This window comes from Komagataeibacter sp. FXV3 (assembly GCF_015155755.1).
In the GTDB taxonomy this organism is placed as follows: domain Bacteria; phylum Pseudomonadota; class Alphaproteobacteria; order Acetobacterales; family Acetobacteraceae; genus Komagataeibacter.
Genome location: NZ_VWPI01000154.1, coordinates 1 through 25197, shown reverse-complemented (window position 1 = coordinate 25197; position 25197 = coordinate 1). Strand labels below are relative to the sequence as shown.

Sequence of the window (25197 nt, the reverse complement as noted above, 5' to 3'; positions counted from 1 at the left end):
GAATAGGGATCGGGCGCGGGCGGGTTGTCGCCCCTGCTGTCAGGGGGAACATTGGGGGGGGACGTGTTGTCAGGGCTCATCGCATCTCCTCGACCGGCTGTACGCCGAGCACTTTCATCCCCGATCGCAGCACGGTTGCCGTTGCCTCGACAAGGGCAAGCTTCATGCGGGTGGCGGCAATATCATTTTCCTGCAGGAAGCGCAGGGTCGCATCGTCGCGTCCCCGATTCCACAATGCATGGAAATCCGATGCCAGTTCATTCAGGTAAAAGGCAATGCGGTGCGGTTCATGCGCGCTGGCTGCCGATTCGACCATGCGTGGCCACTGCGCCATGCGCTGCAGCAGCGCCAGTTCCGCATCCGCCGTCAGGCCCGACAGGTCCGCGCCCGCCAGTTCCGCCGGCGTGATGCCACCCGGGATCTTGCCATCATTGACCATCTCCGCCGCCGAACGCAGGACGGAACAGCAGCGCGCATGGGCGTACTGCACATAGAAGACGGGGTTGTCACGGCTCTGCGCCACGACCTGGTCCAGGTCGAATTCCATCTGCGCATCGGCCTTGCGGGTCAGCATGGTGAAACGCACGGCGTCGCGCCCGACCTCGTCAATCAGGTCGCGCAGGGTGACGAAGGTTCCCGCGCGCTTGGACATGCGCACCGGCTGCCCATCGCGCACGATCCGCACGATCTGGCACAGCAGCACGTCCAGCACCGGCCGCCCGTCCACAGCCAGTGCCGCGACCGCCGCCTTCATGCGGGTGACATAGCCGCCGTGGTCGGCACCCCATACATCCACCAGCACATCCGCACCGCGGCGGATCTTGTCGGCATGGTAGCCGATGTCGTTGGCGAAATAGGTGTTCGACCCGTCGGACTTGCGCAGCGGGCGATCCACGTCATCACCGAATTCGGTGGAGCGGAACAGCGTCTGCGGCCGCGCTTCCCAGTCATCGGGCAGCTTGCCCTTGGGCGGTTCCAGCACGCCTTCGTAGATCAGGCCCTTCTTTTCCAGCTGTGCGATGGCGCGATCGGTTTCGCCATCGGCCAGGATCTTCGCCTCGCTGGTAAAGACATCATGATGCACGCCCAGGGCCGCAAGGTCCTCGCGGATCATGGCCATCATGGTATCGACCGCCTCCCGCTTCACCGTATCCAGCCACAGGGCGGGATCGGCGGGCTTCAGGCCGGGGGCAGCCAGTTTATCGCCATACTTGTGGGCCAGCGCCTCGCCCACGGGCACCAGATAGTCGCCGCCGTACTGGATCGCGCCGCCGGGCACGACAGCGGCGAATTCCGCCTCGGTCACGGTGGTGCCCAGCGCCTGCAGGTACCGCCAGTAGGTCGCCCATGCCAGGGCGATGACCTGCGCGCCGGCATCGTTGATATAATATTCCTTCGTGACCTCGTAACCCGCCTTGATCAGCAGGTTGGCCAGCACGTCACCCACAACGGCCCCACGGCAATGGCCGACATGCATCGGGCCGGTAGGGTTGGCGGACACGTATTCCACATTCACCTTCACCCCGTTGCCCGCGGTGCTGGTGCCGTAATCCTCACCGGATGCCAGCACGCTGTGCGCAATACCCTGCCACACGGCAGGCGCCAGACGCATGTTGACGAAACCGGGGCCTGCTACTTCCGCATGGGCAATGCCCGGCACATCCGCCAGCGCCGTCACCAGTTCGGCCGCGATTTCAGCCGGGCGGCGGCGTGCCACCTTGGACACGACCAGTGCCGCGTTGGTCGCAAGATCGCCATGGGCCGGGTCACGCGTGGGGGTGACCTCCACCCGGTCCAGCAGCGCAGGCGGCAGGTCGGGCACGATCCGGCCCAGTGCTGCGCGCACATGCGTAAGGTAACGGACGAACAGACTGTCTGACATGCGGCACGGTTTCCCAACAAAAACGGTAAATGGACCTTCAGGCCCGGCAGGAAGGGCCTGCCGTGATACCGGCACGGCAGGCAATCGGATAAATGCGATGGGCGTGTTTCACCCCGGCGAGGACAGGTCCGTCAACCGTCGATATTCCTCCATCGCGCAGCGATCGGTCATCCCGGCAATATAATCCGCCACCACGCGGCATGCACCCGCCCTGTCGCCCGCATCACGGGAGGCAAGTGCTGGCTCCCGCGTGCCATCGGGCAGCAGTGTGAGGTTTTCCGACAGGATGGTGAAGATCGATTCGACCGTCAGCCGCGCCTTGCGCGTCATGCGATTGACGCGCCAGTGCCGGTACAGCCGCGCATACAGGAATTTGCGGATTTCCAGATTGGCGGCAGCAATGTCCGGGCTGTACGCCACCACGGGTCGGGCGGCATGGCGGATATCATCGGAACAGGTCGGGGCAAGGCGTTCAAGATTGCGCTGGGTCTGCCCGATCAGGTCCATAGCCAGCGTGTTGATGACGCGCCGGATGGTTTCATGGCGCAGGCGGGGATCGTTATTGCTGGCCTGACATCCGCTGAGCCTCTGGGCCGTACGGGCATCGGCCAGTGCTTCCCGCACCACGGGCAGGGTTTCCAGGTCCTCGATATGCAGCAGGCCCGCGCGCAGGCCGTCATCAAGGTCGTGGGCGTGATAGGCGATATCATCCGACAGGGCCGCGACCTGCGCTTCAGCCGCGGCATAGCTGCCCAGTTCCAGCCCGTGCCGGGCCGCGTAATCGGCCACATAGGGCGTGGGATGGTCCACCGGACCATTATGCTTGGCCAGCCCTTCGAGCATTTCCCATGTCAGGTTCAGGCCATCAAAGGCGAAATACCGCCGTTCCAACAGCGTCACCAGCCGCAGGGACTGCGTATTGTGATCAAAACCGCCCCACGGCTTCATGGCGGCCGACAGCGCTTCCTCCCCCGCATGGCCAAAAGGGGTATGGCCAAGGTCATGCGCCAGGGCGAGACTTTCGGTCAGGTCTTCCTCCAGCCCCAGCCTGCGCGCGATGGAGCGGGCGACCTGGGCTACTTCCAGCGAATGGGTCAGGCGGGTGCGGAAAAAATCACCTTCGTGGTTGAGGAACACCTGCGTCTTGTACTGCAGCGTGCGAAACCCCGCCGAATGCAGCACCCGGTCCCGGTCACGCTGCCATGGGCTACGGGTCGGGGCCTCGGCTTCGGGATAGAGCCTGCCACGGGCCGTGGCGGTCTGGACAGCATAGGGTGCAGTGCTCATATATGATCAGGATCCAGCCATGGATGGAACGGCACATGATGATGCCGCCGCCCATCCATAACCCGCGCGCAGCCCGTGGCCAACATGATCCCATAAGCCTGCGCGCCATTGATCATGGTGAAACCCGATGTCCATGCCCCCTGCCCCCGCCACTGAAAGCTTCCGCGTATCGGACGCCGCCGCCCGCCGCCTGCGTGAAATACTGGATGAACAGCCCGCAAGCCCCGGGGGCGAGCCTGCATTGCGGGTATCGGTCGAGGCCGGTGGGTGTAACGGCTTCCAGTACAAATTCGCACTGGATGGCGAAAGCCAGCCCGATGATATCGTAATCCCGGCGGGCACGGTCCGTGTCGTGGTCGATCCGGCCAGCATGGACCTGCTGACCGGGGCGGAACTGCATTTTGATGACAGCCTGATGGGCGCGCACTTTACCGTGCGCAATCCCCATGCCGCGTCATCATGCGGATGTGGCACGAGCTTTTCGGTCGAATGATGAAATTCGCCACCTGGAACGTCAATTCCATCCGCCAGCGTCAGGACCATGTGCTGGACTATCTGGCCCGCGAACGGCCCGACGTGCTGGCGCTACAGGAAATCAAGTGCCAGACCGACGTCTTTCCCGTCGATGTGTTCAAGGCAGCGGGCTATGACAGCGTTGTCGTGGGGCAGAAAAGCTATAACGGCGTCGCCATCCTGACCCGCCACCCGCACGACGTCACGCACACTGCCCTGCCCGGCTGGGAAACCGACCCCGTACAGGCACGCTATGTCGAAATCCGCAGTTGCGGGCTGGTGTTTGGCAATCTGTACCTGCCCAACGGCAATTCCGGTGGCTCTGCCGGCTACGACTCCAAACTGGCGTTCATGGAGGCACTGGCGCTGCACGCGCACGGCCTGCTGCAGGCCGGTCAGGATTTCGTCCTGCTGGGTGATTACAATGTCTGTCCCACCGACGAGGACTGTGCGCCCGGCGCGCTGTCCCCCGATGACGCCCTGGTCCGCCCGCAAAGCCGTGCTGCCTTCCGCCGTCTGTTGTGGCTGGGGCTGACCGATGCGCTGCGTGCACTGCACCCGGTGGGGCGGTTCTATACATTCTGGGATTATCAGGCGGCGGCATGGCAGCGCGACAGCGGGCTGCGCATTGACCATGCCCTGCTGTCCCCCCGTGTTGCCGAACGGCTGCTGACAGCACGTCCCGCCCGTGACGAACGCGGCAGGCCACAGCCATCCGACCATGTGCCGCTGGCGGTTACGCTGGCGGATGCGCCGGGCTGACGCCATCATGCCCGCGTGCCCCGCCGGGCAGCGGGCAATGGTCGGGCACGGGCAGCAGCCGGAATTCACGCAATGTGCCCGACATGCGGAACTGCCCGAAATCCATATCCACCCGGTCGGCCACGCCATTGCTGAAATAGCGCATGCCCGTCTCGAACACCGGGGTCATGTCGCGCGTGGTGGTATTGTAATACGCAACATGCACCCGCTGCGCCGCAAGCGGGGCAAGGACGGGGAACGCGGTCGCGACCGGCGGCGCATCATGCCCCAGAAACAGCACGTACGTGCCCAGCGCCCCGGTATCCACCGTGCCATCGAACAGGAAGGGGGCAATCGGCCCCTGTCCGTCCTGCCCCGCCTGAATGACGGCTGCCGTGTGGGCCACGGGAAACAGCGTGCCTGCGGGCAGCGTCACGTCATGCGCAGCGGGGGCGGTGTAATGAACCAGCCCCCCGGTGGGGCGCATATGCGCTTCCCCCGCGATACGGGGGGCGGGATGGCCATTTTCCGTCTGGTCGGCACGGAATACGAGGGATGATCCGTCCTTTTCCTCCAGCACGGCATAATCTGAATCGCTGAGCGTTTCCGCCCCGTCACGGTCCACGGTACGCAGGTGCAACTGCTGCTGCGTGGACCATGCCGAACACATATCGGACAGTACGAAGGTCAGCCTGCCCTCCGCCGTGACGACATCACCACCACTGACCGCCACCAGCGTCAGGTCATAGACCGCGCGGTGGGCGGCCATGACCGGCGCCGCCTGCACCGGCGTGGCGCGCCACAGGGCCGCCAGCGTCATGCCCACCATCACGCACCGCCCCACCGGCACCCCGTACTGCACGGCACGGGGCATCAGGAAGGCAAGTGCATCGGCCGGCATCATGCCACTCAGTTCTTGGCCTGACCGGGTTTGGGCTTCGGCAGGTCAAGGGCAAGGGACAGTTCCTTCAGCCGCTGCGGCTCGACCGGGGCGGGGGCGCCCATCATCAGGTCCTCACCCTGCTGGTTCAGCGGGAACAGGATGACTTCACGGATGTTCGGCTCATCAGCCAGCAACATCACGATACGGTCCACACCGGGGGCCGAACCGCCATGTGGGGGCGCGCCATAACGGAAGGCGTTGAGCATGCCGCCAAAGCGGGCCTCGACCTCGGTGGCGGGATAACCCGCGATCTCGAACGCACGAATCATCACGTCGGGCTGGTGGTTACGGATCGCGCCCGAGGAGAGTTCAATGCCGTTGCACACGATATCGTACTGGAACGCCTTGATGGTCAGCGGGTCCTGATTCTGCAGCGCGTCCATGCCACCCTGTGGCATGGAGAACGGGTTGTGGGAGAAATCAATCTCACCCGTTTCCTCATTACGCTCGTACATCGGGAAATCCGTGATCCAGCAGAAACGGAAGGCGTTCTGTTCGATCAGGTCCAGTTCGGTCGCAACCCGCGTGCGCACGGCACCGGAGAACTTGACCATCTCATCGCCCTTGCCCGCGACGAAGAACACGGCATCCCCTGCCGTCAGGCCGGTCCTGGCGCGGATGGCCTCGATGCGGTCGGCCTCAAGGTTCTTGGCGATCGGGCCCTTGCCACCTTCTTCGGCGAAGATGATGTAGCCAAGGCCGCCTGCGCCGGATTCGCGTGCCCAGTTGTTCAGCTTGTCAAAAAACGCGCGCGGACGGTCACCCGCACCGGGGGCGGGGATGGCGCGGATCTGGCCACCGTCAGCGGCAATACGCGCAAACAGGCCGAAGCCGGAACCGGCGAAGGCTTCGGTCACATCCGACAGCTTCAGCGGGTTACGCAGGTCGGGCTTGTCACTGCCATAGACTTCCATGGCCGTGGCGTAGGGAATGCGCTCGAACGGGCCTTCGCTGACAATCCGGCCACCGCCGAATTCGCGGAACACGCCTTCCATCACCGGCTCAAGGGTTGCGAACACGTCTTCCTGTGTCGCGAACGCCATTTCGAAATCAAGCTGGTAGAACTCACCCGGCGAACGGTCGGCACGGGCGGCTTCGTCACGGAAGCACGGTGCAATCTGGAAATAGCGGTCGAAGCCCGCCACCATGGCAAGCTGCTTGAACTGCTGCGGGGCCTGCGGCAGGGCATAGAACTTGCCCGGATGCATGCGCGCGGGCACCAGGAAGTCGCGCGCCCCCTCGGGCGAGGACGCGGTCAGGATCGGGGTCTGGAATTCCACGAAGCCGAGGTCCGTCATCCGCCTGCGCAGGCTGGCGATCACCTGCGCGCGCAGCATGATGTTGCGATGCACCTTCTCACGCCGCAGGTCGATGTAGCGGTAGGTCAGGCGCAGGTCCTCGGGGTAATGCTCACTGCCCGCCACCTGCAGCGGCAGCACGTCGGCGCTGGACTGGACATCGATCTCACGCGCGCGCAGTTCGATTTCACCGGTGGGCAGGTTCGGGTTCTTGGTCGCGCCATCACGCAGAACGACTTCGCCCGTGACCGTCAGCACGCTTTCCACGCGCACGCGTTCCGCCGTTTCCAGAACGGGGGAACCCGCGGGGATCACGATCTGCGTCATGCCGAAATGGTCGCGCAGGTCAATGAACAGCAGGCCGCCATGATCGCGCTTGGAGTGTACCCATCCGGAAAGGCGGGCCGTCTGCCCGGCGTCTGCAGCCCGCAGGGCCGCACAGCTATGGGTACGATAGGGATGCATGATCTTGTCCTGATTCTACCAGATTTTGGGGGATGCGCCCCGAAGGGGCCACACCCGGTTGCAGGCGCGACAAAGCCAATCCCGCCCACGCCTGTCAAGGTTATAGGTGGCAGCCCCGGCCTGCGGGGCCGCACCTTACACGTATTCGGGGAACAGGTCGCACAGCCCGTCCGCCGTGGCGGGGCAGCGGCCGCGTTCGGTAATCAGCCCGGTCACAAGGCGCGCGGGTGTCACGTCAAACGCCGGATTGGCGGCAGCACTACCATCGGGCACCAGCTGCACGCTGGTCACGTGGCCGGTGGCGTCGCGGCCCTGTATATGGGTGACTTCGCGCCCGTCACGTTCCTCGATGGGGATTTCCTTCACGCCATCGTTGATGGTCCAGTCGATGGTTGTGGACGGCAGCGCCACCCAGAAGGGCACGCCATTGTCATGCGCCGCCAGCGCCTTGAGGTAGGTGCCGATCTTGTTGGCTACATCCCCCGTGCGGGTTACGCGGTCGGTACCCACGATCACCATGTCCACCTGCCCATGCTGCATCAGGTGCCCACCGGCATTATCGGCAATGACCGTATGCTTCACCCCGTGGCGGCCCAGTTCCCATGCGGTCAGCGATGCGCCCTGGTTGCGCGGGCGGGTTTCATCCACCCATACATGCACGTCAATGCCCCGGTCATGCGCCATGTAGATCGGGGCAAGTGCGGTGCCCCAGTCCACTGTCGCGATCCAGCCCGCGTTGCAGTGGGTCATGATGTTGACGGGGCCGGGGCGACGGGCGGCAATGTCCTCGATCAGTTCAAGGCCCTGTCGGCCGATGGCCTCGTTCTGGATCACGTCTTCATCACAGATGCGCCCGGCTTCGTCATACGCCGCCGCCACACGATCCGCGACGGCCGTGGTGCGCAGTCGGGTCAGCATGCGCCGGATCGCCCAGCCAAGATTGACCGCCGTAGGCCGCGTGGCCGCAAGCAATGCCGCGTCACGTTCCATGGCTTCATCGCTGCTGTCACGGCGCAGGGCCAGGGCCAGTCCGTAAGCCGCGACAGCCCCGATCAGCGGCGCGCCACGCACCTGCATGGTGCGGATGGCATGCGCCACCTGATCACGTTCGGTCAGGCGCAGGATATCAAGCGACCACGGCAGGCGGGTCTGGTCAAAGATATGGACCGACCAGCCATCATCCGTGTCCACCCATACGCTGCGATAAGAGACGTTATCAATCTTCATATAATACGTGCCGCCATCCAAAAACCAGAACACACAAAAGGGCGCGTAGGGAAGCATCCGGCCCACCGGCATTCAAGCCCCTTCGGCCCCGAATACTTCATGAACCGGCAATATGGGCCTTTTGTACCACGTGGCAACATGACCCTGTCCCCGCATGGCAACCATCATACAGGCAGTCCGCATGGTATTCCACACCGCAACGCATGTCCGATCGTGCATGTGGCCCTGATGCCCCGCAAAGGAAAGGGGGACAGGGATCATCACGCCATGGGAATGCACGAAAGAATGGCCCCGGACGCGGCCGGCAGGCCGAGCACCATAAAAAGCTGTCTGAAAACAGATTATTGATGGAAAACCATAAAAATTTCCGGGTGCCCCCTTTTTCCACAAAGACAGCGTTTTTCGAAACTTTTTGAAAAATGCTTCACCAGAAGCTTCCTTATGGCTGACGGCCTGCAAGAACAAAAAATCCCGCCATGCGCGATGCATGGCGGGATCATGCCGATCAGATCGTTAAAGCTGGAATATTCAGCCCTGCGGTCCGTCCGACAGCGGCAGGCGGGTCAGGATCGTGGTCAGGCGCTGGGCAAAGCCGGTCGGGTCCTTCGGGCTTTCGCCATCCTGGATACGGGCCATGTCCATAAGCGTCAGGGCAATGTCCTGCACCGGATCACCGTTCTTCACCCGGGTCGCAAGGTCCGCAATCAGCGGATGCGCCGGATTGACCTGCAGCACGGGCGCGGTGTCGGGCACCTGCTGGCCGCTACGCTTCATTAGCCGGATCATCTGCAGGTCCGGGCCGGACTCGGGGGCCGCCAGCACCACGGCGCTGTTGACCAGACGATTGGTGCCCTTCACATCCGATACCGCATCACCCAGGGCTTCCTTCAGCGCGGGGATGACGACTTCCAGCGCGTCCTTTTCAGCCTGCGTTTCCTCCGGCGCGCCAAACTTTTCCAGATCGGTGTGGAACTGGCTGATATTACGCAGCGGCGTGTCCTTATACACGCCCAGACGTTCGGGCCAGAAGGAGTCCACCGGGTCCGACAGCAGCAGCACCTCGATTCCGCGGGCGCGGAAGCCTTCAAGCTGTGGCGAGGACGGCAGCATTTCCGTGCGGTCGCCGGTCAGGTAGTAGATGGCTTCCTGCTCGGGCTTCTTGCGCTCAAGGTAGGCGTCCAGCGTAGTCCAGCCATCCTGCGTGCTGGAACGGAAGCGCGCGATGGTGGCCAGTTCCGTGCGGTGTTCGGCATCATCCCAGATCCCTTCCTTGAAGGTCGGGCCGAAATTGTCCCAGAACTTCTCGAAATCCGCCTCGTCCTTGCTGCGGGTCTTGAGTTCGGAGATCACGCGATTGGTCACGGCCTTGCGGATGCGCGCCAGCACCGGGGTCGCCTGCAGCATTTCACGCGATACGTTCAGCGGCAGGTCCTCGGTATCCACCACGCCGGTGACAAAGCGCAGCCACGGCGGCAGCAGCCCTGCATCATCGGTAATGAACATGCGGCGGACATGCAGGCGGATCTGGCTTTCACGCACCGGTTCGGCGAATTCGAACGGCTTGCTGCCGGGAATGAACAGCAGCGCCGAGAATTCCAGCATCCCTTCGGCATGCCAGTGCAGCGTGGCCCATGGGGTGTCGAAGTTGTGGCTGACGTGACGATAGAATTCGTTCAGCTGTTCTTCATCAATCTCGCCACGTGGCTTGCGCCACAGCGCCGTGCCCTTGTTGGCCGACGTTTCCTCGCCATCATCCTTGACGATGGTGATGGGCCACGAAATATGGTCAGCCCATTTGCGCACGATGGTTTCAAGCTGCCACGAATCAAGGAAGTCGTTCGCATCTTCCTTGATATGCATGATGATGTCGGTGCCCGCCCTGTCACGGGTCGCCGGACTGATCGTGTAATTGCCCTTGCCGGTGGAGGACCAGCACCAGGCCTCGTCACTGCCCGCCCGGCGCGAGATCACATCCACCCGGTCCGCCACCATGAAAGCGGCGTAGAAGCCCACGCCGAACTGCCCGATCAGGCTCGGCTTGTCCTCGGGTTTGGCGTTGGCCAGTTCCTCGCCAAAGGCACGGGTGCCCGAACGCGCGATGGTGCCAAGGTTGCGGGCAAGATCTTCCTTGCTCATGCCCGCGCCATCATCGCTTATGGTCAGCAGGCGGGCGTCCTTGTCAGGATTGATGCGGATCTTTGCATCATCAGGCAGGGCGCGCGCACCATCGGTCAGCGCCTCGAAACGGCGCTTGTCGGTCGCGTCCGCCGCGTTGGCCACCAGTTCACGCAGGAAAATCTCGCGTTCGGAATAAAGCGCATGCACCACAAGGTCGAGCAGGCGGCCGACCTCGGCGCTGAATTCATGCTGTTCGCCCGTGGCTTCGGGCGGGGTTGTCGTTGTGTTTTCCGTCATTGCCGGTCCTTTGTTCATGAAAATATGGTCAGGTTTCAATTTGTAATGAATATGGAAATCTTCGCGGCGTTTTCAATGGCCTGCATGCAGGAGTACTTCGAGACCGTTCCGGCATCCCGCCTGTAAAAGGCCATCTGGAAAACCGGCCCGGGAAACATCGGGCAATCAGGGAAAGTTTTTGGTGAAGCTTTTCCCGAAAAGCTTCAGGGCACGCCGCCTTTTTGAAAAAAGGCGGCACCCGAAAACTTTTCTCATTGCTTAGCTCCGGGTCATTCTTTCAATCAAAATCCGTCGGCAGGGACGGATCGCGGACATGATCGAACATGCGCGCGATCTGATGGGGCAGAACCCGGCCCATGGACAGGTCCGTGGGGACTTCATCGGGGCCGAACCAGCCGATTTCAGATGTTTCGACACTGGTCTGCGCCTGTCCGCCAGTCAGTGCGCATATGAAATACAGCGTGTGGCATGAAAACGGTGCAGCCGGATGGCCCTGCCGGTCACGATCCCATACAGCGGCAAGCCTGGTCACACGGACATCATATCCGCTTTCCTCGCGCACTTCCTTGACCGTGTTTTCCACCGGGCTGAGGTTCACATCCGCCCAGCCGCCAGGCAGGGTCCAGCGGTCATGGTCCAGCACCTCGCGCACCAGCAGGATACGCTGGCGATCATCAAACACGGCGGCCCGCACCACGATTTTTGGCGTGGCATAACCGTCCTGCTGGCTGAACAGGTCCAGCACGCGTTCCATGTCGGCGTTGCTGCCTGCCGCCATCATGTCGGCCGCGATCTGCCGTATGCTTTCATAACGTTCACGATCGAACGGGCTTTCGGCATAGGTCAGGCCACTTTGCGCCAGCGCCTGCAGGTCACGGGCCCAGACCAGCCATTGCGGGGTTGTCATGCATTTTCTCCTTCAGGTGACCAGCCGGGCGGCGCCAGTTCAAACTGGCTGAAGACAAAAGCGGGCGCGACCTGACAGCCCATGAGGCTCCACGCCCCCTGACTGGCCGCCGCCTGCCATGCGCCTGGTGGCACCACTGCCTGCAGCACCTGCCCCTGCGTGGGCAGCGGCCCCAGCACGATCCGCTCGACAGGCGCGCCCTGCCCCGCCGCGATTTCAAGCAGCAGCGGGCTACCGCCCTGCCAGCACCAGATTTCCGCTGCATCAACCCGGTGCCAGTGCGAACGTTCCCCTGCCGCCAGCAGGAACGTGATGGTCGAGACCGCGCCACGCGGACCATCAGCGGGCATGTCACGCCAGATTTCGCGGTAGCTGCCGCCTTCGGGGTGGGGTTGCAGGCCCAGCAGTTGCCGCACGGTTGCGGCAGGCGTGCCGGGGTTACGCAGATCTGTCATGGTGGTTCTGGCTCCGGTCATGATTTCATGCCCCGGCGTAGCGCCCCTGCCACCAGACCGCAAATGACAGAATGCCCTACCGCTGCCTGCTATCCGGTGACGGCGTGAAATCGAGGGTCTGGTCCGTGTAGGTTTCCATCACCTCGCTGAAGGGGCGCCCCTGCCCGTCGCGCAGCACCGCGCGCTGTTGCATGATGCTGGACGGCGCCACGACCCGCCCGCTGGCCGTTCCGGACAATGGGCCGGGCCACGGCGTCCATAACGGGGCAAGCTGCAGCCGCTCACGGGTGAAATGCAGCGGCGCCACGACATGGCCAAAGGCTGTGTCCGTATGCTCCAGCGTGGCGTTCATTTCCGACGTCAGCAGATCAGGCACATACCAGTTATCCGCAACCGAAAGCACATGCGTGCCACAGGTCAGCCGGACGCGCCGGTGCCGCACGGTTTGCGTGGCATTTATGCCCAGATCGGCCCGCACCTGCGCGGGCACCGGGTCAGGCTGCGGCAGGGCCGCCTTCTGCGCCACCACCACGGGCCGGTCGGCCATATGGTGGCTGGCGCACCAGCCCTCCAGCGCCACCGTGGCGCTGGCATGGGTCCGCAGCGTCTTTTCCAGGGCCTGCACGACTGTCAGCAGATGCGCGCGCCCGGACGGGGTATCGGGCCAGGACAGGCCATCCGCCCGGGCGGAACTGGCATTGAACAGGCCAGCCCCCACGATTACCGCCGCCAGAAACCGGCCCCTGCCAATGGTGTGTCGCCTCACGGCGCCAGCGTGCGGCCAGACAGATGCACGCTCACCTGCTGACTGTCATCCACGGCCGAATGACCCAGCCAGACCCGGAACCGGCCCGAAGGTATGTCCCACCGGTCATGCTTGCCATCAAAATGGGCCAGCAGGCGCGGATCGACCCGTACCGAGACCTGGCGGCTTTCGCCCGGCGCCAGCTTCACGCGCTGCCAGCCTGCCAGCCTGCGCGCGCCCCCGTCGGGCAGGCCGACATAGACCTGCGGCACGTCCACGCCGGGACGCGTGCCGGTATTGCGCACGTTGAACGTCACCGTCAGCTGCTTGTGGTGATAGCCCGCTGCCAGCCCATCGGTCGCGAAGGTGGTGTAGGTCAGGCCATGGCCGAACGGATAGAGCGGCTTGAGGTGATTGCGGTCGAACCAGCGGTAACCGACATCGCTGCCTTCGTCGTAAACCAGTTCCTGATCGGTATGGAACTGCATCTCAAACACATTGTTTGCGTTCACACCCGCGATGTCGGGATGGGCAAGCTGGGATTCAGCCTGCGGGAAGGTCATGGTCAGATGGCCTGATGGCGCGACCTTGCCAAACAGCAGCCGGGCGATGGCGGTGCCACCGGCGGAACCGGGGAACCATGCCTCCAGCACGCCCGCAACACTGCCGTTCCATGGCATCAGCACCGGGTCGCCGGTTTCCATGACCACGACAGTGCGCGGGTTGGCGGCGGCGACGGCGGCGATCAGGGCATCCGCATTGGCGTCAAGGTGCATGTTCGGCGCGTCCATCCCCTCAAAGGTGAACTGCGTTGCATACACGACGGCCACGTCGGCCGCGCGGGCGGCACGGACGGCAGCCGCGATATTCGTGCCCGGATCATAGGTGATATGGGCGGCCGGGGCCTCGGCCCGCATGGCCCTGAGCGGGGAAGACGGGAAATACACCGGATCACCCGGCCAGTCCTTCTTCCCCGGTCCCTTGACCACCTCGCCCCCGATGGGATCGACCTGGCTGGAACCACCACCCGAAATCACACCCACATCCGCATGGCCACCAATGACCGCAATGCGGGCCGTGGGGGCAAGCGGCAGGACATTGCCCTCGTTACGCAGCAGGACCGCGCCTTCTTCCTCATCACGCTGGGCGACAAGGGTATCGGTCACCACATCCAGCGGCGCACGCACGGGCGGATGATCAACCAGCCCCTGTGCGAACAGGGAGCGGACAATACGCTGTGCCATGTCGTCAATACGGGACTGCGGCACCCGGCCCGCTTTCACATCCGCCGCCAGCAGCGTCTGGAAATAGGGCCGTGCATCCGTATGATCACCAGCGGATTCCTGATCCAGTCCCGCCAGCGCCGAACGGGCCGAAGAATGGGTCGCACCCCAGTCGGACATGACGAAGCCGGGATAATGCCAGTCCTGCTTCAGCGTCTTGGTCAGCAGGTACGGGTTTTCGCACGCATACAGGTCATTGACGCGGTTATACGAACACATGACGGAACCGGGATGGCCGGTTTCCATCGCGATCTCGAACCCCAGCAGGTCGCTTTCGCGCATGGCAACGGGGTCGATATCGGCACTCATGGTCATGCGCGATGTCTCAAGGTCATTCATCGCGTAATGCTTGAGGGTGGAGATCACATGCTGTGACTGCACGCCCGCAATGGTGCTGCCGACCATGAGACCGGTCTGTAGCGGATCCTCGCCCGCATATTCGAAATTGCGGCCACCGCGCGGATCACGGGTCAGGTCGGCCCCACCGCCCAGCAGGACGTTAAAGCCACTTTGCCATGCTTCGCGACCAATCATCGCCCCGGCTTCGCGCGCCATGTCCATATCCCACGAACTGGCGGTGGACAGGCCCGATGGCAGGGAAACCGCCACACCATCCTTACGGATATGCGCGGGGTTACGGATACCAAGCCCCGCATCGGAAATCTGCAGGTCAGGCAGGCCCGACCCCGCGGGCGCGCGCAGGTAGGCCGCCGAGCCAAGCCCACCCGGAGGGGCAACACTGCCATTGAACCCGCCACCATCCACACTGAACAGCAGGGACATCTTGTCTTGCAGGCTCATATGCGCGAGCACCTGCCGCGCCCTTTCATCCGCCGGATCGGTCGGACCCTTCGCGGCGTGGGCATGCGCGGCACCGTGCGCCACCATCATGCCACACGCCACGGCAGACAGCAGGAATATCTTGCGGGACAATTTCATGCGGCAGGCTCCTCCTTGATAATTCGGGGTAGCAGAGACGCGGGCCAGATGGTCCCATCTGCCTGCTACGGCAATATTACTGAAACACTCTATCCCCAATCCGCATGACCTGGCGCAATGTGGGGCTGGAAATCAGGGCAACAGGTGTAAAAAAACCCCACCCGCAGGTCATGTACATGCCTGCAAGCGGGGTTATCGGCAAAAACGGCCGGGCAATTCAGGTCAGTTGCTGTTGCTGCGGGTGCGCATATACAGGATGACGGTCTGGGTCGGGACGGAGTTCAGGTCTTCCGCATCAATGTCACGGCTGACAACATAATCACCGAACGCACCGGGCTGCGACGTAATCCAGCGGCCATACAGACCTTCCAGCACCGGGGCCAGCCATGTGCCCGACGGCTCACCCGCGCTGCCGACCTGCGGCAGGTCTTCATGCACGATGCGCATGGCCTGCTCTTCCGCCAGCAGATCCAGCTTCACATAGCCCCAGTTGATCATGCCCAGCAGGGCATTCAGTTCGATCTGCAACTGGTGGATGGTGTTGCACAGGGGCGGCTGCAGGCGACCAGCCATTCCGCGGCCGACCTCCCGCAACAGGTCATTCCTGACCTCGATCCCGGCCTGATCGTCAATTTCCCATGACAGGGCCTGCAGAAAAAGCGAGAAGTCCGGTTTTGCGTTGAAAGTTGTCATTACTGGTCCATAATAAGATAGTGTGCGGAAATCATGGCGCCGCTTTCAGTCCAGTTACCGGCCTTCTGCCAGCGCCCCGACAGATCAAGACGAAGATTGTGGGTAAATCGATACCCTACCCTAGCATTAAAGCCACCCGTGAGACTAGCAACACTGTCCCCGGGATAATAGGCGCTATTTACCGTTTCCTGTGAGAGATAATCAGAGCTTGTCGCATTCGTCACGTAATTATTAGCCACATACTGCGCACCCGACTGAAGCAGCGGAGACGTGGGGAAGAACGGCGACGAATGTTCGTGGAAGACCTGATAGCCCACGGAGGCATTCACGTCCCAGTCAAGCCGCTTGTGCTGACCGGCATAACGGATCGGAACGGTGGCCGCGTAATAGGACTGTGGCGAGAAGTAGCCGCCCTGCCCGTAGGTATAGAAATCCTGGTTGTTCCCATAACCGAAGTAGGTCAGGCTGACACCGATCCGCACCAGCATGTTGGCGTTATGCCACACCAGCGTATTGACGCCGATGCCAGCTTCACGCTCGCTGTTGCGCCGTACGTTCTTGCCGGTCTGGATCGCATAGCCACCGCCACCATACACGATGGTATTGCCCAGCGTTGCCTCGACCTGACCATGGAAATGGTTGGTAACGACGCCACCCCATTCCTGGCTCCACTGCGAGGCCAGTTCCTTGCCGTACAGGCTGCGGGCATAGCGCCCGATGGCGGAATAGTAGTTCGGATCACGCATGCCGCCATAGGACAGGACGCTGTTGGTGATCGAACGGCGTTCGGCGCTGACGCGGAATGTCACCGGCCCGACACGTGGCGAGAACTCGACCCCGCCCAGCACATTGGTGATGGGGAAGCCGATCGGTGACGCACCAACGTCGGCCCGCACCCAGCTGTTGCCGAACTGGACATCAGGCGCGAAACCGGCTTCGCCTTCCCCACCCTTCACAAGCTGGGACTTGTAACGGCTGGTGGAACCCTGATTGTTGCGGTTCATGTAATTGACGTACTGGTTCCACGCCTGTGTCGCCATGTCGGTGCCAAACCGGGGCACGTCATAGACCGAACCACTATCAAGATCACCCGACCAGATCATGGTTGGCGTGATCGAGAAGGTCAGGCTGGACTCACCCGCCTGCAGCGGCAGACGGCCGACGATGGGGATATTGGCTTCCGTCAGGCGGCCCAGACCATGTTCGCCCGAACGCGACCGGAACCCGAGGCCACCGTCAATGGACGGGGCAAGGTTTTCACGCAGCGTGTTGATCTGTCCGGAAATGGAGGACAGCATCTGGTCCGACGCCTCGGGCGAGGTCGCTTCCATGCTGTAGGACCCACCGGTAACCGGCGCGCCCAGTTCCGTCTGCCGACCATAGCCATGGTGGCGGAAGGGATTGCTGGAAGGCGGCGCAAGCGCATCCTGTTCGGCACCAGCGGCGCCGGTACCCGCCGCCATGCGGGACCCTTCAACCTGCTGCAGGCGCAGGTCGTAGGCCCGGCGCAGGTCCGCAATGGTCCTGTGGCCATGCCCGTCCGCCTGATCGGCCACGGCCATGCTCAGCCACGCACGGGCATCCATCGGGCTTTCCTGCACGCCATCCATCGCCAGGCGGGTCGCCAGGCTCTTGCGGCCGCTATTGACCGCAGCCTGCACCGCAGCCTGCCGGGCATCAAGATCCTGTGGATTGTGGCGCAGCACCGCAAGGTCGATTTCCAGCGCCTTGCCTGCCTTGCCTTCACCATTATACAGACGCGCCAGCGCCAGTTTGGGCGAAGTTGCCTCCGGATCCGCCCGCAGCGCGGGGGCCAGCTGATCATATGCCTGTGCCTGATCGCCACGCTGGTTCAGCAGGTCGGACTGGGCCACGGAAATACCCATGCGCAACTGCTGCAGGGTCTGCTGCTGTTCTGGCGGCAGGGCATTGCCCGTGCCGCTCCCGCTGCCATCGCCCAGGGGCGCAAGCAGGCGGGCGGCGGCAACCGGGTTGCTGATCTTCATATATTCTGTGGCATAGGCCAGACGCTGGTCCGGCGACAGGTCGATCGTGCGTGTCGAGGCAATACGCAGCGCCATGCGGGCATGGAGCATGTCACCACGCTGACGGAACAGGTCGGCCACGGCCACGCCACGCGCACCCGTCGGGTCAGGCGGGGACAGGGCTTCGCGGATCAGGGGCACCGGGTTGGCCACCATCGACAGGCGGCTGGCCAGGTCTTCCTTGATCTCCATTTCAGTGGCGATGGACCGGATGGCCGGGGAATAGTCCTCTGGCGACAGGCCGGACAGCAGGCGACGGGTCGCCGCATCGTTGCCGGCACCATAAGTATACAGGATGCCTGCCTGACGATCCTGCGCCGTAACCGGATTGGCCAGGATCGGCTGCATGACACGGCCGGCTTCCGCCACGTCACCCTGCTGCTGCAGGGCATTGGCAAGGTTGATGCGCACCCACGGATCGCGTGGCGCCTGCGTCATGGCTTCACGCAGGATGGACACCTTGCGTGCCGAATCCGATGTGTGTGAGGCGGCGGCCATCAGGCCCGTCACCTCGATCTCACCCACCTGCTCGGCATATTGCGGTCCGACGCGTGACAGCAGCTGGCGGGCTTCCGCCGTATTGCCCTGCGCCATGTCCACGCGCGCCAGCCCCATCAGGGCCAGCTGGCTGTTGGGGTCACGGGCCAGAACGGAACGATATGACTGTTCGGACGCATCGATCTGCCCGGTCGTGCGCTGCAGGTCCGCCAGCATCAGCGTAGCGCCCGTAAACTGCCCCGGCTGACGTGCCAGTGACGTCAGGCGCTGCTTGGCTTCGGTATACTGATGCGCCGCAATCATCTGACGCACGGCGGCATAGTCGCCGCTGATTTCCATACCGGCCAGCGCGGGACGCCAGCGGTCAGCCGTCTTGGGATCGGCGGCCATCGCTTCCTGGAAATAGCGACGCGCTTCGGCCGCATCGCCCTGACGCATGCTGACCAGGCCCATGCCGCCCAGCGAATCCGCATCATGCGAATTGATCTGCAGTGCGGACTGGAAAGACTGCTCGGCTGCGGAAAGACGACCGGCATTCAGCTGCTGGTAACCTGCCTGGCGTGCAAGGCCCGCCTTGTCCGGCGGACCACCAGGGGGGTGAAGCATGTGTTCTTTCAGCGCCGTGTCATCGGGATGCGCCGCCAGCCACTGCTGCATGAGCGGTTGCGTCTCAGGCGTGACCGGCAGCCAGCTCAGTGTCTGTCGATAGGACTGGGTTGCCGCCGCAGCTTCAACCGGGGCCTGGGACCGGAAACCCTGCAGGTCCTTCAGTCGCGCCAGACCTTCCATACGGGTCGGGGTATTATAGGTCAGTGCCTGCGCGAAGGCGAGCTGGGCGCGATAATCCTGCGGGTTGGCCGCCACAACGCTGGCCAGTCCCGCCCGTGCCTGATCCCAGTCAGCGGGCACGCCAGCCATTGTCTGGTAATATTCCACCGCCAGCGAATGGGGTGGCTTTCCACCATTGAACAGCTTCTGGTACCCGGCCACGGCCTGCGCGTTATGGCCTGAAGCGGCAAGGGAACGGACCTGCGACAGGTCAGCCGTCGAGATTGACCGCTCATGCAGCAGATCAGTCAGGCTGTTCGACGCCGCGCTGTTTGGCGCGACCTGCTGCAGGTGACGCAGGGTATCGGCTGCGGCTTCACGATTGCCGATGGCCGTCTGGTATTCACCCTGAACCTCCAGCACATCGGGCGAGTCGGGGGCGATCCGCTGCGCGTTCTGCAATGCCTGCCGGGCATTGTCATACTGCTGCTGCTGCAACCAGAAGCGTGCCTGCTGCAGCAGGATCTGCCGCGGCGCGGCCGTCCCGCCAGAGGCCTGCGCCCCCGTCATGGCCGTTGATGCCTGCTGTGCACGGGCTACCGGCACAGCCACCATCACCCCCATGCAACTGCTGGCAAGCAGGCCGGCAGAAAGTGAAAAGACGTATCGTCTACTCATGATCACGATTTCTGCCTTTCTTCCTGCAACTGCCGGCGACGGTACATCGCGTGGCGGAACAGTGCACGCACCAGGACAGCAACCACCAGCAGACAGCCGAACAGGCCGACCACAACCACGCGGATCGGATGATTGTGCATATACCAGTCAGGCATGAGCCACATCGGCAACGTGCCAACCGTATAAAGCGGTGAACTGCGGTAGGATGTCAGTTCGTCGCCATGCGCCAGCACAAGGTCACCTTGCACTTTTGCCTGGTTCTTACGCTGACCCAGGATCTGGACCAGGTTATCCAGCCCCTGCCCGTCACCCGACAGCAGGGCCAGCACCGTGCGTCCGGACGCTAGCGGGGATTCCGCTTCCACCATTGCGCCGACGCCACCGGCCAGGGCCGTTTCGACCTCGGTCGGATGCGTGCTGCTGATGACTGCCATCGGATCCTGGAAGATGTTCCATACCCCGCTGAGGGTGGAACGCAGCCCCATGTGCAGCCGCCCGTCCGAAATCTGGTAAGCCGAGTTGGACAGCAGCGAGGAGACTTCCCCACTGTTCGACAGGGTGGACAGGACGATCAGGTTCCGGTCCGCCACGTCGCTTACATGATCGGCCGAAACGATATCGACACCCGATACGGGATACCAGGTCGTCGCCCCCATGAAACCCATAAGGTCGAGATAGGCGCTGACCACCGTGCCATTGGGATGATCCGGCAGCACCACGGCCGAACGCGACAGATCGGCATAGGTGGTGAACGGATACCCCGCGCTGGCCATGTAGGCCAGGTTGGGCATGCGCGTGATATGGTAGGCGTTGGACAGGTCGATGGTTGAATCCGGGTCAACCGACATGTGGATCAGGCTTGGCCCGGGGCGACAGCCAGGTTGCGTCAGCGGCGCTGCGTCAAAGTAGAACTGAAGCTGATCCTGACCAAACACCATCCACGGCGGAATGGTCAGCGTATGCTGTTCCACGCCCGCGTTCTGGGTGCCAACACCAACACGGCGCAGAAGCTGATCGACAGCGGAACTCTGCTCCCGCAGTGAATAGGACTGCAGGTAGGTGTTGTTGATACCGACATCCAGATGGGAACGTGCGACATCGAGGATCGGGCCATCCGGCGCACGGAAACGCACGTTCAGCTTGTACGGCCGGTCACGCCACGTATACAGATCGGGAGACACGCGGAAGGGAACCGACAGGACGCCTGGCGTATAGCCCTCCCCCTGCAATGCGCTGACAGGCACCAGTTCACCCAGCCTGACCGGACGGGTGGTGGGAATGAAGGATGGCGCATCATTCGCGACACGGGGCGCCACATCGATCGGCGCCACGTCCATGCGGCTGGCGACCGGCAGGGCGCTGGAACCGAAACCGACCCCCTTGCTGGCCGTAATGACTTCATCGCGGTCACGTCCCGTCACCAGCAGCAGCGTGCCATTTGGATCGGACGGATTGGCGACTTCCATCAGGGTCGGCCCGCTGACCGCAGGCCGTCCCAGTGCGGAAGGCAGTTCATCCGCCACACCGACCACGATGGCGTTGCCTGTCTGGGGAATGGTGGAGAAGACGGGGAAATTGACCCCGCGATAGTCGGTCTGCTGCCCGAACCATGACGCAATGATGCCGGAGGCCTTGAGCACCTCGGGATCAAATGTCTGTGCAAGAACGAACGGAATGACCACTTTCTGCCTTACAGTCTTGTCAAAGAAAGGCTGGGGCAGTCGGGCCAACTGGCGCCGGGGGGGAAGCGGAATGGTTGTGATCTGCAGTTGCGAATGTTCGGACACACTGGCCCACTGCAGCCCGTTGGCCGGGTCCGTACATCCCTTCGATCCAGAGGCAAAGCTGAAATTCAGGCGGTTGCCGCTAACAAAAAAGATGGGATTGACGTCAAATGACAGCGGACCAAACGCGGGGTGCGACGGATCGGGACGCAGCGTACCGATATACTGTTCATTCAGTGTGATCGTGACTGCACTGTTGTCAGGCTGCAGGTTGGGCGACATCGCACCCGACACCACCAGACGGGCCGACGTGACCAGCTGGTCCGCCGGGATACCGAACTGCAGGCCCTGCAGCGGTGCCGCACCCCGCATGGTCAATGCGCTTGCCGCACCCAGTTCCTTCAGGGAATAGGTGTGAACGGTCGCGACATCGGAACCGGCACCGGCCGCATTTTCGGCGTTGTCCAGTATCGCATCCGCGTTGCTGGCCGCGTCCGCTGCCGGAGCGGTGGCAGCAGCAGCGCCAGGGGCGGCATTATTTCCCGCCTGCGCCGCAGGCGCGGCGGCAGGCAACGGAGGCAGATCATTGCCCGCCGGCTGGGGGGCTGGCGCTTTGGATGCAATCGGGGCAGCCTGTGCTCCCGTTGCAAAGACCAGCAGCGCGATCAGGGACACCATTTTCATATCACGAGGCCGCACGACTGATCTTTCCTTCCTGTTTCTGACCACCCTGACTGGTTGTTGGCTCCCGACGCTCAACCGGCAGTGCAATTGGTTTTTTCTTGGGACGACTATGGGCAATCATCTGACCCTTCTTGCGGAACAGTGCCTTGATGCTGAGGATCAGACTCCACAGGCTTCGTAACGGCCGGTCATCCTCATAATTATTCCACTGCAGCCAGGCATCAGCACGTCCGAACACGAACCGGACCACAGCTGCCTCAACCTGAATGTTATTGATCGACCATGTAAACACGGCCTTGCCATTGGTGCTGCGGATCATGGTGGCCGGCAGATTGACTTCCTCGCCCTCCAGTATCGCATGCACCACAACCTGTACGGGCTGATCCGGCGTCACATCGCGCCAGGGCATATGGATCGCCACACCACCCATGGACACGTCCTCGGTAATGCCGTGGCTTGAATTGCCTTCGTAATCATAAACCGTAACGGGAATATGGGCTTCGATACGGTGGCTATGTCGGATCTGCTTGGTTTCACGCCCCACGGCGATGGCAGCCAGCAGGATGATCAGGCTGATCACCGACCAGATGCAGTTCAGCGCGTAAGCGCGTTCCGCAATGATGTCCAGATGCTGGAAAATCAGTGCATATATCCCGCGCAACAGGCCAATGGCCATGATGACGGCGAAGATGATGTTCGGATAGGTGGCGTCAAGATCGAATGTCTCGTTTTCCAGAACACCGCCTTTTTCCGTCACGTTGAACTTGCCCTTGGAGGGGAATATCATCGTCACGATCGTCACACGCACCAGGAACAGCGCCATGACGGTTTCGTACACTTCACTCCAGAACGAATAACGCCAGCCCTTGTTGACCTTCGCCGCCGTCGCAATGGAATGGAACATATGCGGAATGGCGTAGGCCAGCACCGCCAGTGGCGACGCGGCGATGATGTTCTGGCTGAAGAACAGGAAGGCCAGTGGGGATGCAAGGAAGATGACGCGGGGAATGGCGAAGAAGAACGACGTCATGGCCGACAGGTAGCACAACCGCTGCCCTAGCTTCAGTCCCGGCCCCAGCATCGGGTTATCAACACGGAAGATCTGGATCATGCCACGGGCCCAGCGCATACGCTGACCGATATGTGTGACAAGGCGTTCAGTCGCGAGGCCACTGGCCAGGGGAATGCGCAGGTAGGCGGTTGACCATCCCTTGCGCTGCATGCGCAGCGCGGTATGGGCATCTTCCGTCACGGTTTCCGTTGCAAAGCCGCCAATTTCCTCAATCGCCTTGCGGCGCAGGATGGCGCACGAACCGCAGAAGAAGGTCGCATCCCAGAAGTCGTTACCGTCCTGAATGACACCATAGAACAGGTTACCTTCGGGCGGGGTGCGATACCCCACGGCCAGGTTACGCTGGAACGGATCAGGAGAATAGAAGTGATGCGGGGTCTGCATCAGGGCGATCTTCTGATCCTCGACCATCCAGCCCATCGCGATCTGCAGGAATGCACGCGTCGGGATGTGGTCACAGTCAAGGATGAGGATGAAATCGCCTGTCGTACGCTTAATGGCGTGGTTTAGGTTACCGGCCTTGTAATGCGTATTATCTGGACGGGTGATGTAACGGGCGCCACATTCCTCGGCAAAACGGCCGAATTCCTCACGTTTGCCATCATCCAGGATATAGACGTTCACCTTCTCGGGTGGCCAGTCAATGCCAAGCGCTGCCAGCACCGTCAGGCGCACGATGCTCAGGCTCTCGTCATATGTCGGGACGAAGATATCGACCGTCGGCCAGTCATCCGGATTGGGCGAAAGGGGAAGCGGCGCACGATGCAGGGGGGAAATAGTCTGGAAATAGCTGAGGAACAGCATGTACAGTGCGTACAGCTCCGCCAGCAGCAGCGTGACACCCAGCAGCCCCTGGATCCACGTGTCAAAGTCCAGCGTTTCAGTCAGACGCCATGTCAGGTATCGCAATGATACCAGTGCTGAAAGCACTTCGAGAAAGACCTGCGTGCGACGGCTTTTACGCCGGCCGACAATGAAAAATACCGCGACACATATTAATGCCACAATCAACTGTTCATGTATCGACAGCGTGACTGTAGTGGCGGCCAGCAGGGCAAAAAGCCCTACAGCCCCGACTATGTAACTGGCACCGCGCAGTGACAGTATCTTGTTGGAAAATCGGCCGAACCAACTTTCCGCAGGCGCTGACGACTGAACCTCTGACATCAATAACTCGTCCGATTAATAAATACTGATAAAACAGATAGTTACGTTCAAAAGAAAACCGTCAGACGCATCTGGTCCGTCATGTCGCCTTTCGGCCCGCGTGGCCTGCGGGTCATACGTGGGGTCATTCCCTTCCTTTTACCCGTCGCGGGCTGGCCTGCCACAATGTCCAGCCCGCCAGACCGGGTTCAGGATTCCCCGTTTTCTTCTTCGCGCTTACGCAGCAGGGCTTCACGCAAACTGGGCTTGGGGATCAGACGATCCGTGGCCCGGCCGCCAAGCGTCATGAAAACTTCCGTCAGGGTCGGGGAGTTGTCCGTCGGGGCCGACGGCCGTCCCGCGCTCTTGCTCCATGTATTCTTGTCTAGTTTGGTCATCGTGGTCACCTTGGAAACAGGTTTGGGAACAGGCGGTGATGTCGGCACCGGGGGGGATTGGAACAACCGGGCCATCTGGGTCCGGTCACCTGCCTTGGCGAAGAAGAATCCAGGCCCTGTCGGGCGTTGTCCACGACGCTGCTGCGCCTTGGGTACCGGGGCCCACTCATCTGTCGCGACGACCACCGGTTCAGACGCTTCAACCGTGAAGGGCGCAGACCGCGCCGGTGCCGGACGTGGCGACACGGGGGCGGCAGGCGCTTCGGTAAACGGTGGCAGGCCACGTCGTTCCTGCCCACCCGACTGCACCACATCCGCTGTCGGAGCAACGGGTTTCGGCTGCGGCGCGGGACGCACCACGGTTTCCGGCGATGGAGGAGGTGGTGGGGGC

General features: G+C 62.5%; 16 protein-coding genes and 1 pseudogene. 2 read left to right on the top strand and 15 right to left on the bottom strand.

All coding sequences use genetic code 11. The features are described from left to right. Positions 1-76 precede the first annotated feature (76 nt). Positions 77-1882: an arginine--tRNA ligase gene (gene argS, locus F1542_RS14225; protein ID WP_193733604.1), complete on the bottom strand. Its 1806-nt coding sequence runs from the start codon at positions 1880-1882 to the stop codon at positions 77-79. A 108-nt stretch (positions 1883-1990) separates the two neighbouring features. Beyond that, on the bottom strand, positions 1991-3169 hold the full coding sequence (locus F1542_RS14220; protein ID WP_193733603.1) for a deoxyguanosinetriphosphate triphosphohydrolase: 1179 nt from the start codon (positions 3167-3169) through the stop codon (positions 1991-1993). A gap of 127 nt (positions 3170-3296) precedes the next feature. Here F1542_RS14220 and F1542_RS14215 point away from each other — a divergent pair, with 127 nt between their 5' ends. Both F1542_RS14215 and F1542_RS14210 read left to right on the top strand, forming a co-directional pair. Continuing rightward, the gene (locus tag F1542_RS14215) at positions 3297-3662 is read left to right on the top strand and encodes an iron-sulfur cluster assembly accessory protein (protein WP_193733602.1); all 366 of its coding nucleotides are present in this window, start codon (positions 3297-3299) and stop codon (positions 3660-3662) included. Beyond that, positions 3659-4444, top strand: a complete 786-nt coding sequence (locus F1542_RS14210; RefSeq protein ID WP_193733601.1) for an exodeoxyribonuclease III — start codon at positions 3659-3661, stop codon at positions 4442-4444. Before F1542_RS14215 ends, F1542_RS14210 begins: the two co-directional genes overlap by 4 nt. Here F1542_RS14210 and F1542_RS14205 read toward each other — a convergent pair. The 13 genes and pseudogenes from F1542_RS14205 to F1542_RS14145 all read right to left on the bottom strand — a co-directional run. After that, on the bottom strand, positions 4419-5327 hold the full coding sequence (locus tag F1542_RS14205; protein ID WP_227672754.1) for an EipB family protein: 909 nt from the start codon (positions 5325-5327) through the stop codon (positions 4419-4421). The genes F1542_RS14210 and F1542_RS14205 overlap by 26 nt on opposite strands. A gap of 5 nt (positions 5328-5332) precedes the next feature. Continuing rightward, positions 5333-7129, bottom strand: coding sequence for an aspartate--tRNA ligase (gene aspS / locus F1542_RS14200; protein WP_193733600.1), 1797 nt, complete (start codon positions 7127-7129; stop codon positions 5333-5335). Positions 7130-7264: 135 nt separating this feature from the next. Next, entirely contained in the window at positions 7265-8356 is a 1092-nt protein-coding gene (gene mtnA / locus F1542_RS14195; RefSeq protein ID WP_193733599.1) for an S-methyl-5-thioribose-1-phosphate isomerase, read from the bottom strand. 528 nt (positions 8357-8884) lie between these two features. Then, positions 8885-10771: a molecular chaperone HtpG gene (htpG, locus tag F1542_RS14190; RefSeq protein WP_193733598.1), complete on the bottom strand. Its 1887-nt coding sequence runs from the start codon at positions 10769-10771 to the stop codon at positions 8885-8887. Between the two features lie 277 nt (positions 10772-11048). Then, positions 11049-11678, bottom strand: coding sequence for an NUDIX hydrolase (locus F1542_RS14185; RefSeq protein ID WP_193733597.1), 630 nt, complete (start codon positions 11676-11678; stop codon positions 11049-11051). Further along, on the bottom strand, positions 11675-12133 hold the full coding sequence (locus F1542_RS14180; protein ID WP_193733596.1) for a cupin domain-containing protein: 459 nt from the start codon (positions 12131-12133) through the stop codon (positions 11675-11677). Before F1542_RS14180 ends, F1542_RS14185 begins: the two co-directional genes overlap by 4 nt. Positions 12134-12209: 76 nt before the next feature. Then, the gene (locus tag F1542_RS14175; protein ID WP_193733606.1) at positions 12210-12884 is read right to left on the bottom strand and encodes a hypothetical protein; all 675 of its coding nucleotides are present in this window, start codon (positions 12882-12884) and stop codon (positions 12210-12212) included. 11 nt (positions 12885-12895) lie between these two features. Further along, a complete protein-coding gene (locus tag F1542_RS14170) occupies positions 12896-15100 on the bottom strand; it encodes a beta-glucosidase (RefSeq protein ID WP_193733595.1) in 2205 nt (734 codons plus the stop codon). A gap of 222 nt (positions 15101-15322) precedes the next feature. Then, positions 15323-15793 (bottom strand): cellulose biosynthesis protein BcsD, encoded by a 471-nt coding sequence (bcsD, locus tag F1542_RS14165; RefSeq protein ID WP_193733594.1) that lies wholly within the window; start codon positions 15791-15793, stop codon positions 15323-15325. Beyond that, positions 15793-19782 (bottom strand): cellulose synthase subunit BcsC-related outer membrane protein, encoded by a 3990-nt coding sequence (locus F1542_RS14160; protein ID WP_193733593.1) that lies wholly within the window; start codon positions 19780-19782, stop codon positions 15793-15795. The genes bcsD and F1542_RS14160 overlap by 1 nt, the downstream gene beginning before the upstream one ends. A gap of 2 nt (positions 19783-19784) precedes the next feature. Continuing rightward, positions 19785-22205 carry a cellulose biosynthesis cyclic di-GMP-binding regulatory protein BcsB gene (locus F1542_RS14155; protein WP_346011959.1) on the bottom strand — a complete coding sequence of 807 codons (2421 nt, stop codon included), beginning with the start codon at positions 22203-22205 and terminating at the stop codon, positions 19785-19787. Next, positions 22192-24429, bottom strand: coding sequence for a UDP-forming cellulose synthase catalytic subunit (bcsA, locus tag F1542_RS14150; RefSeq protein ID WP_193733592.1), 2238 nt, complete (start codon positions 24427-24429; stop codon positions 22192-22194). The genes F1542_RS14155 and bcsA overlap by 14 nt, the downstream gene beginning before the upstream one ends. A 188-nt stretch (positions 24430-24617) precedes the next feature. Continuing rightward, a pseudogene (locus tag F1542_RS14145) lies at positions 24618-25197 on the bottom strand (endoglucanase); the annotation flags it as partial.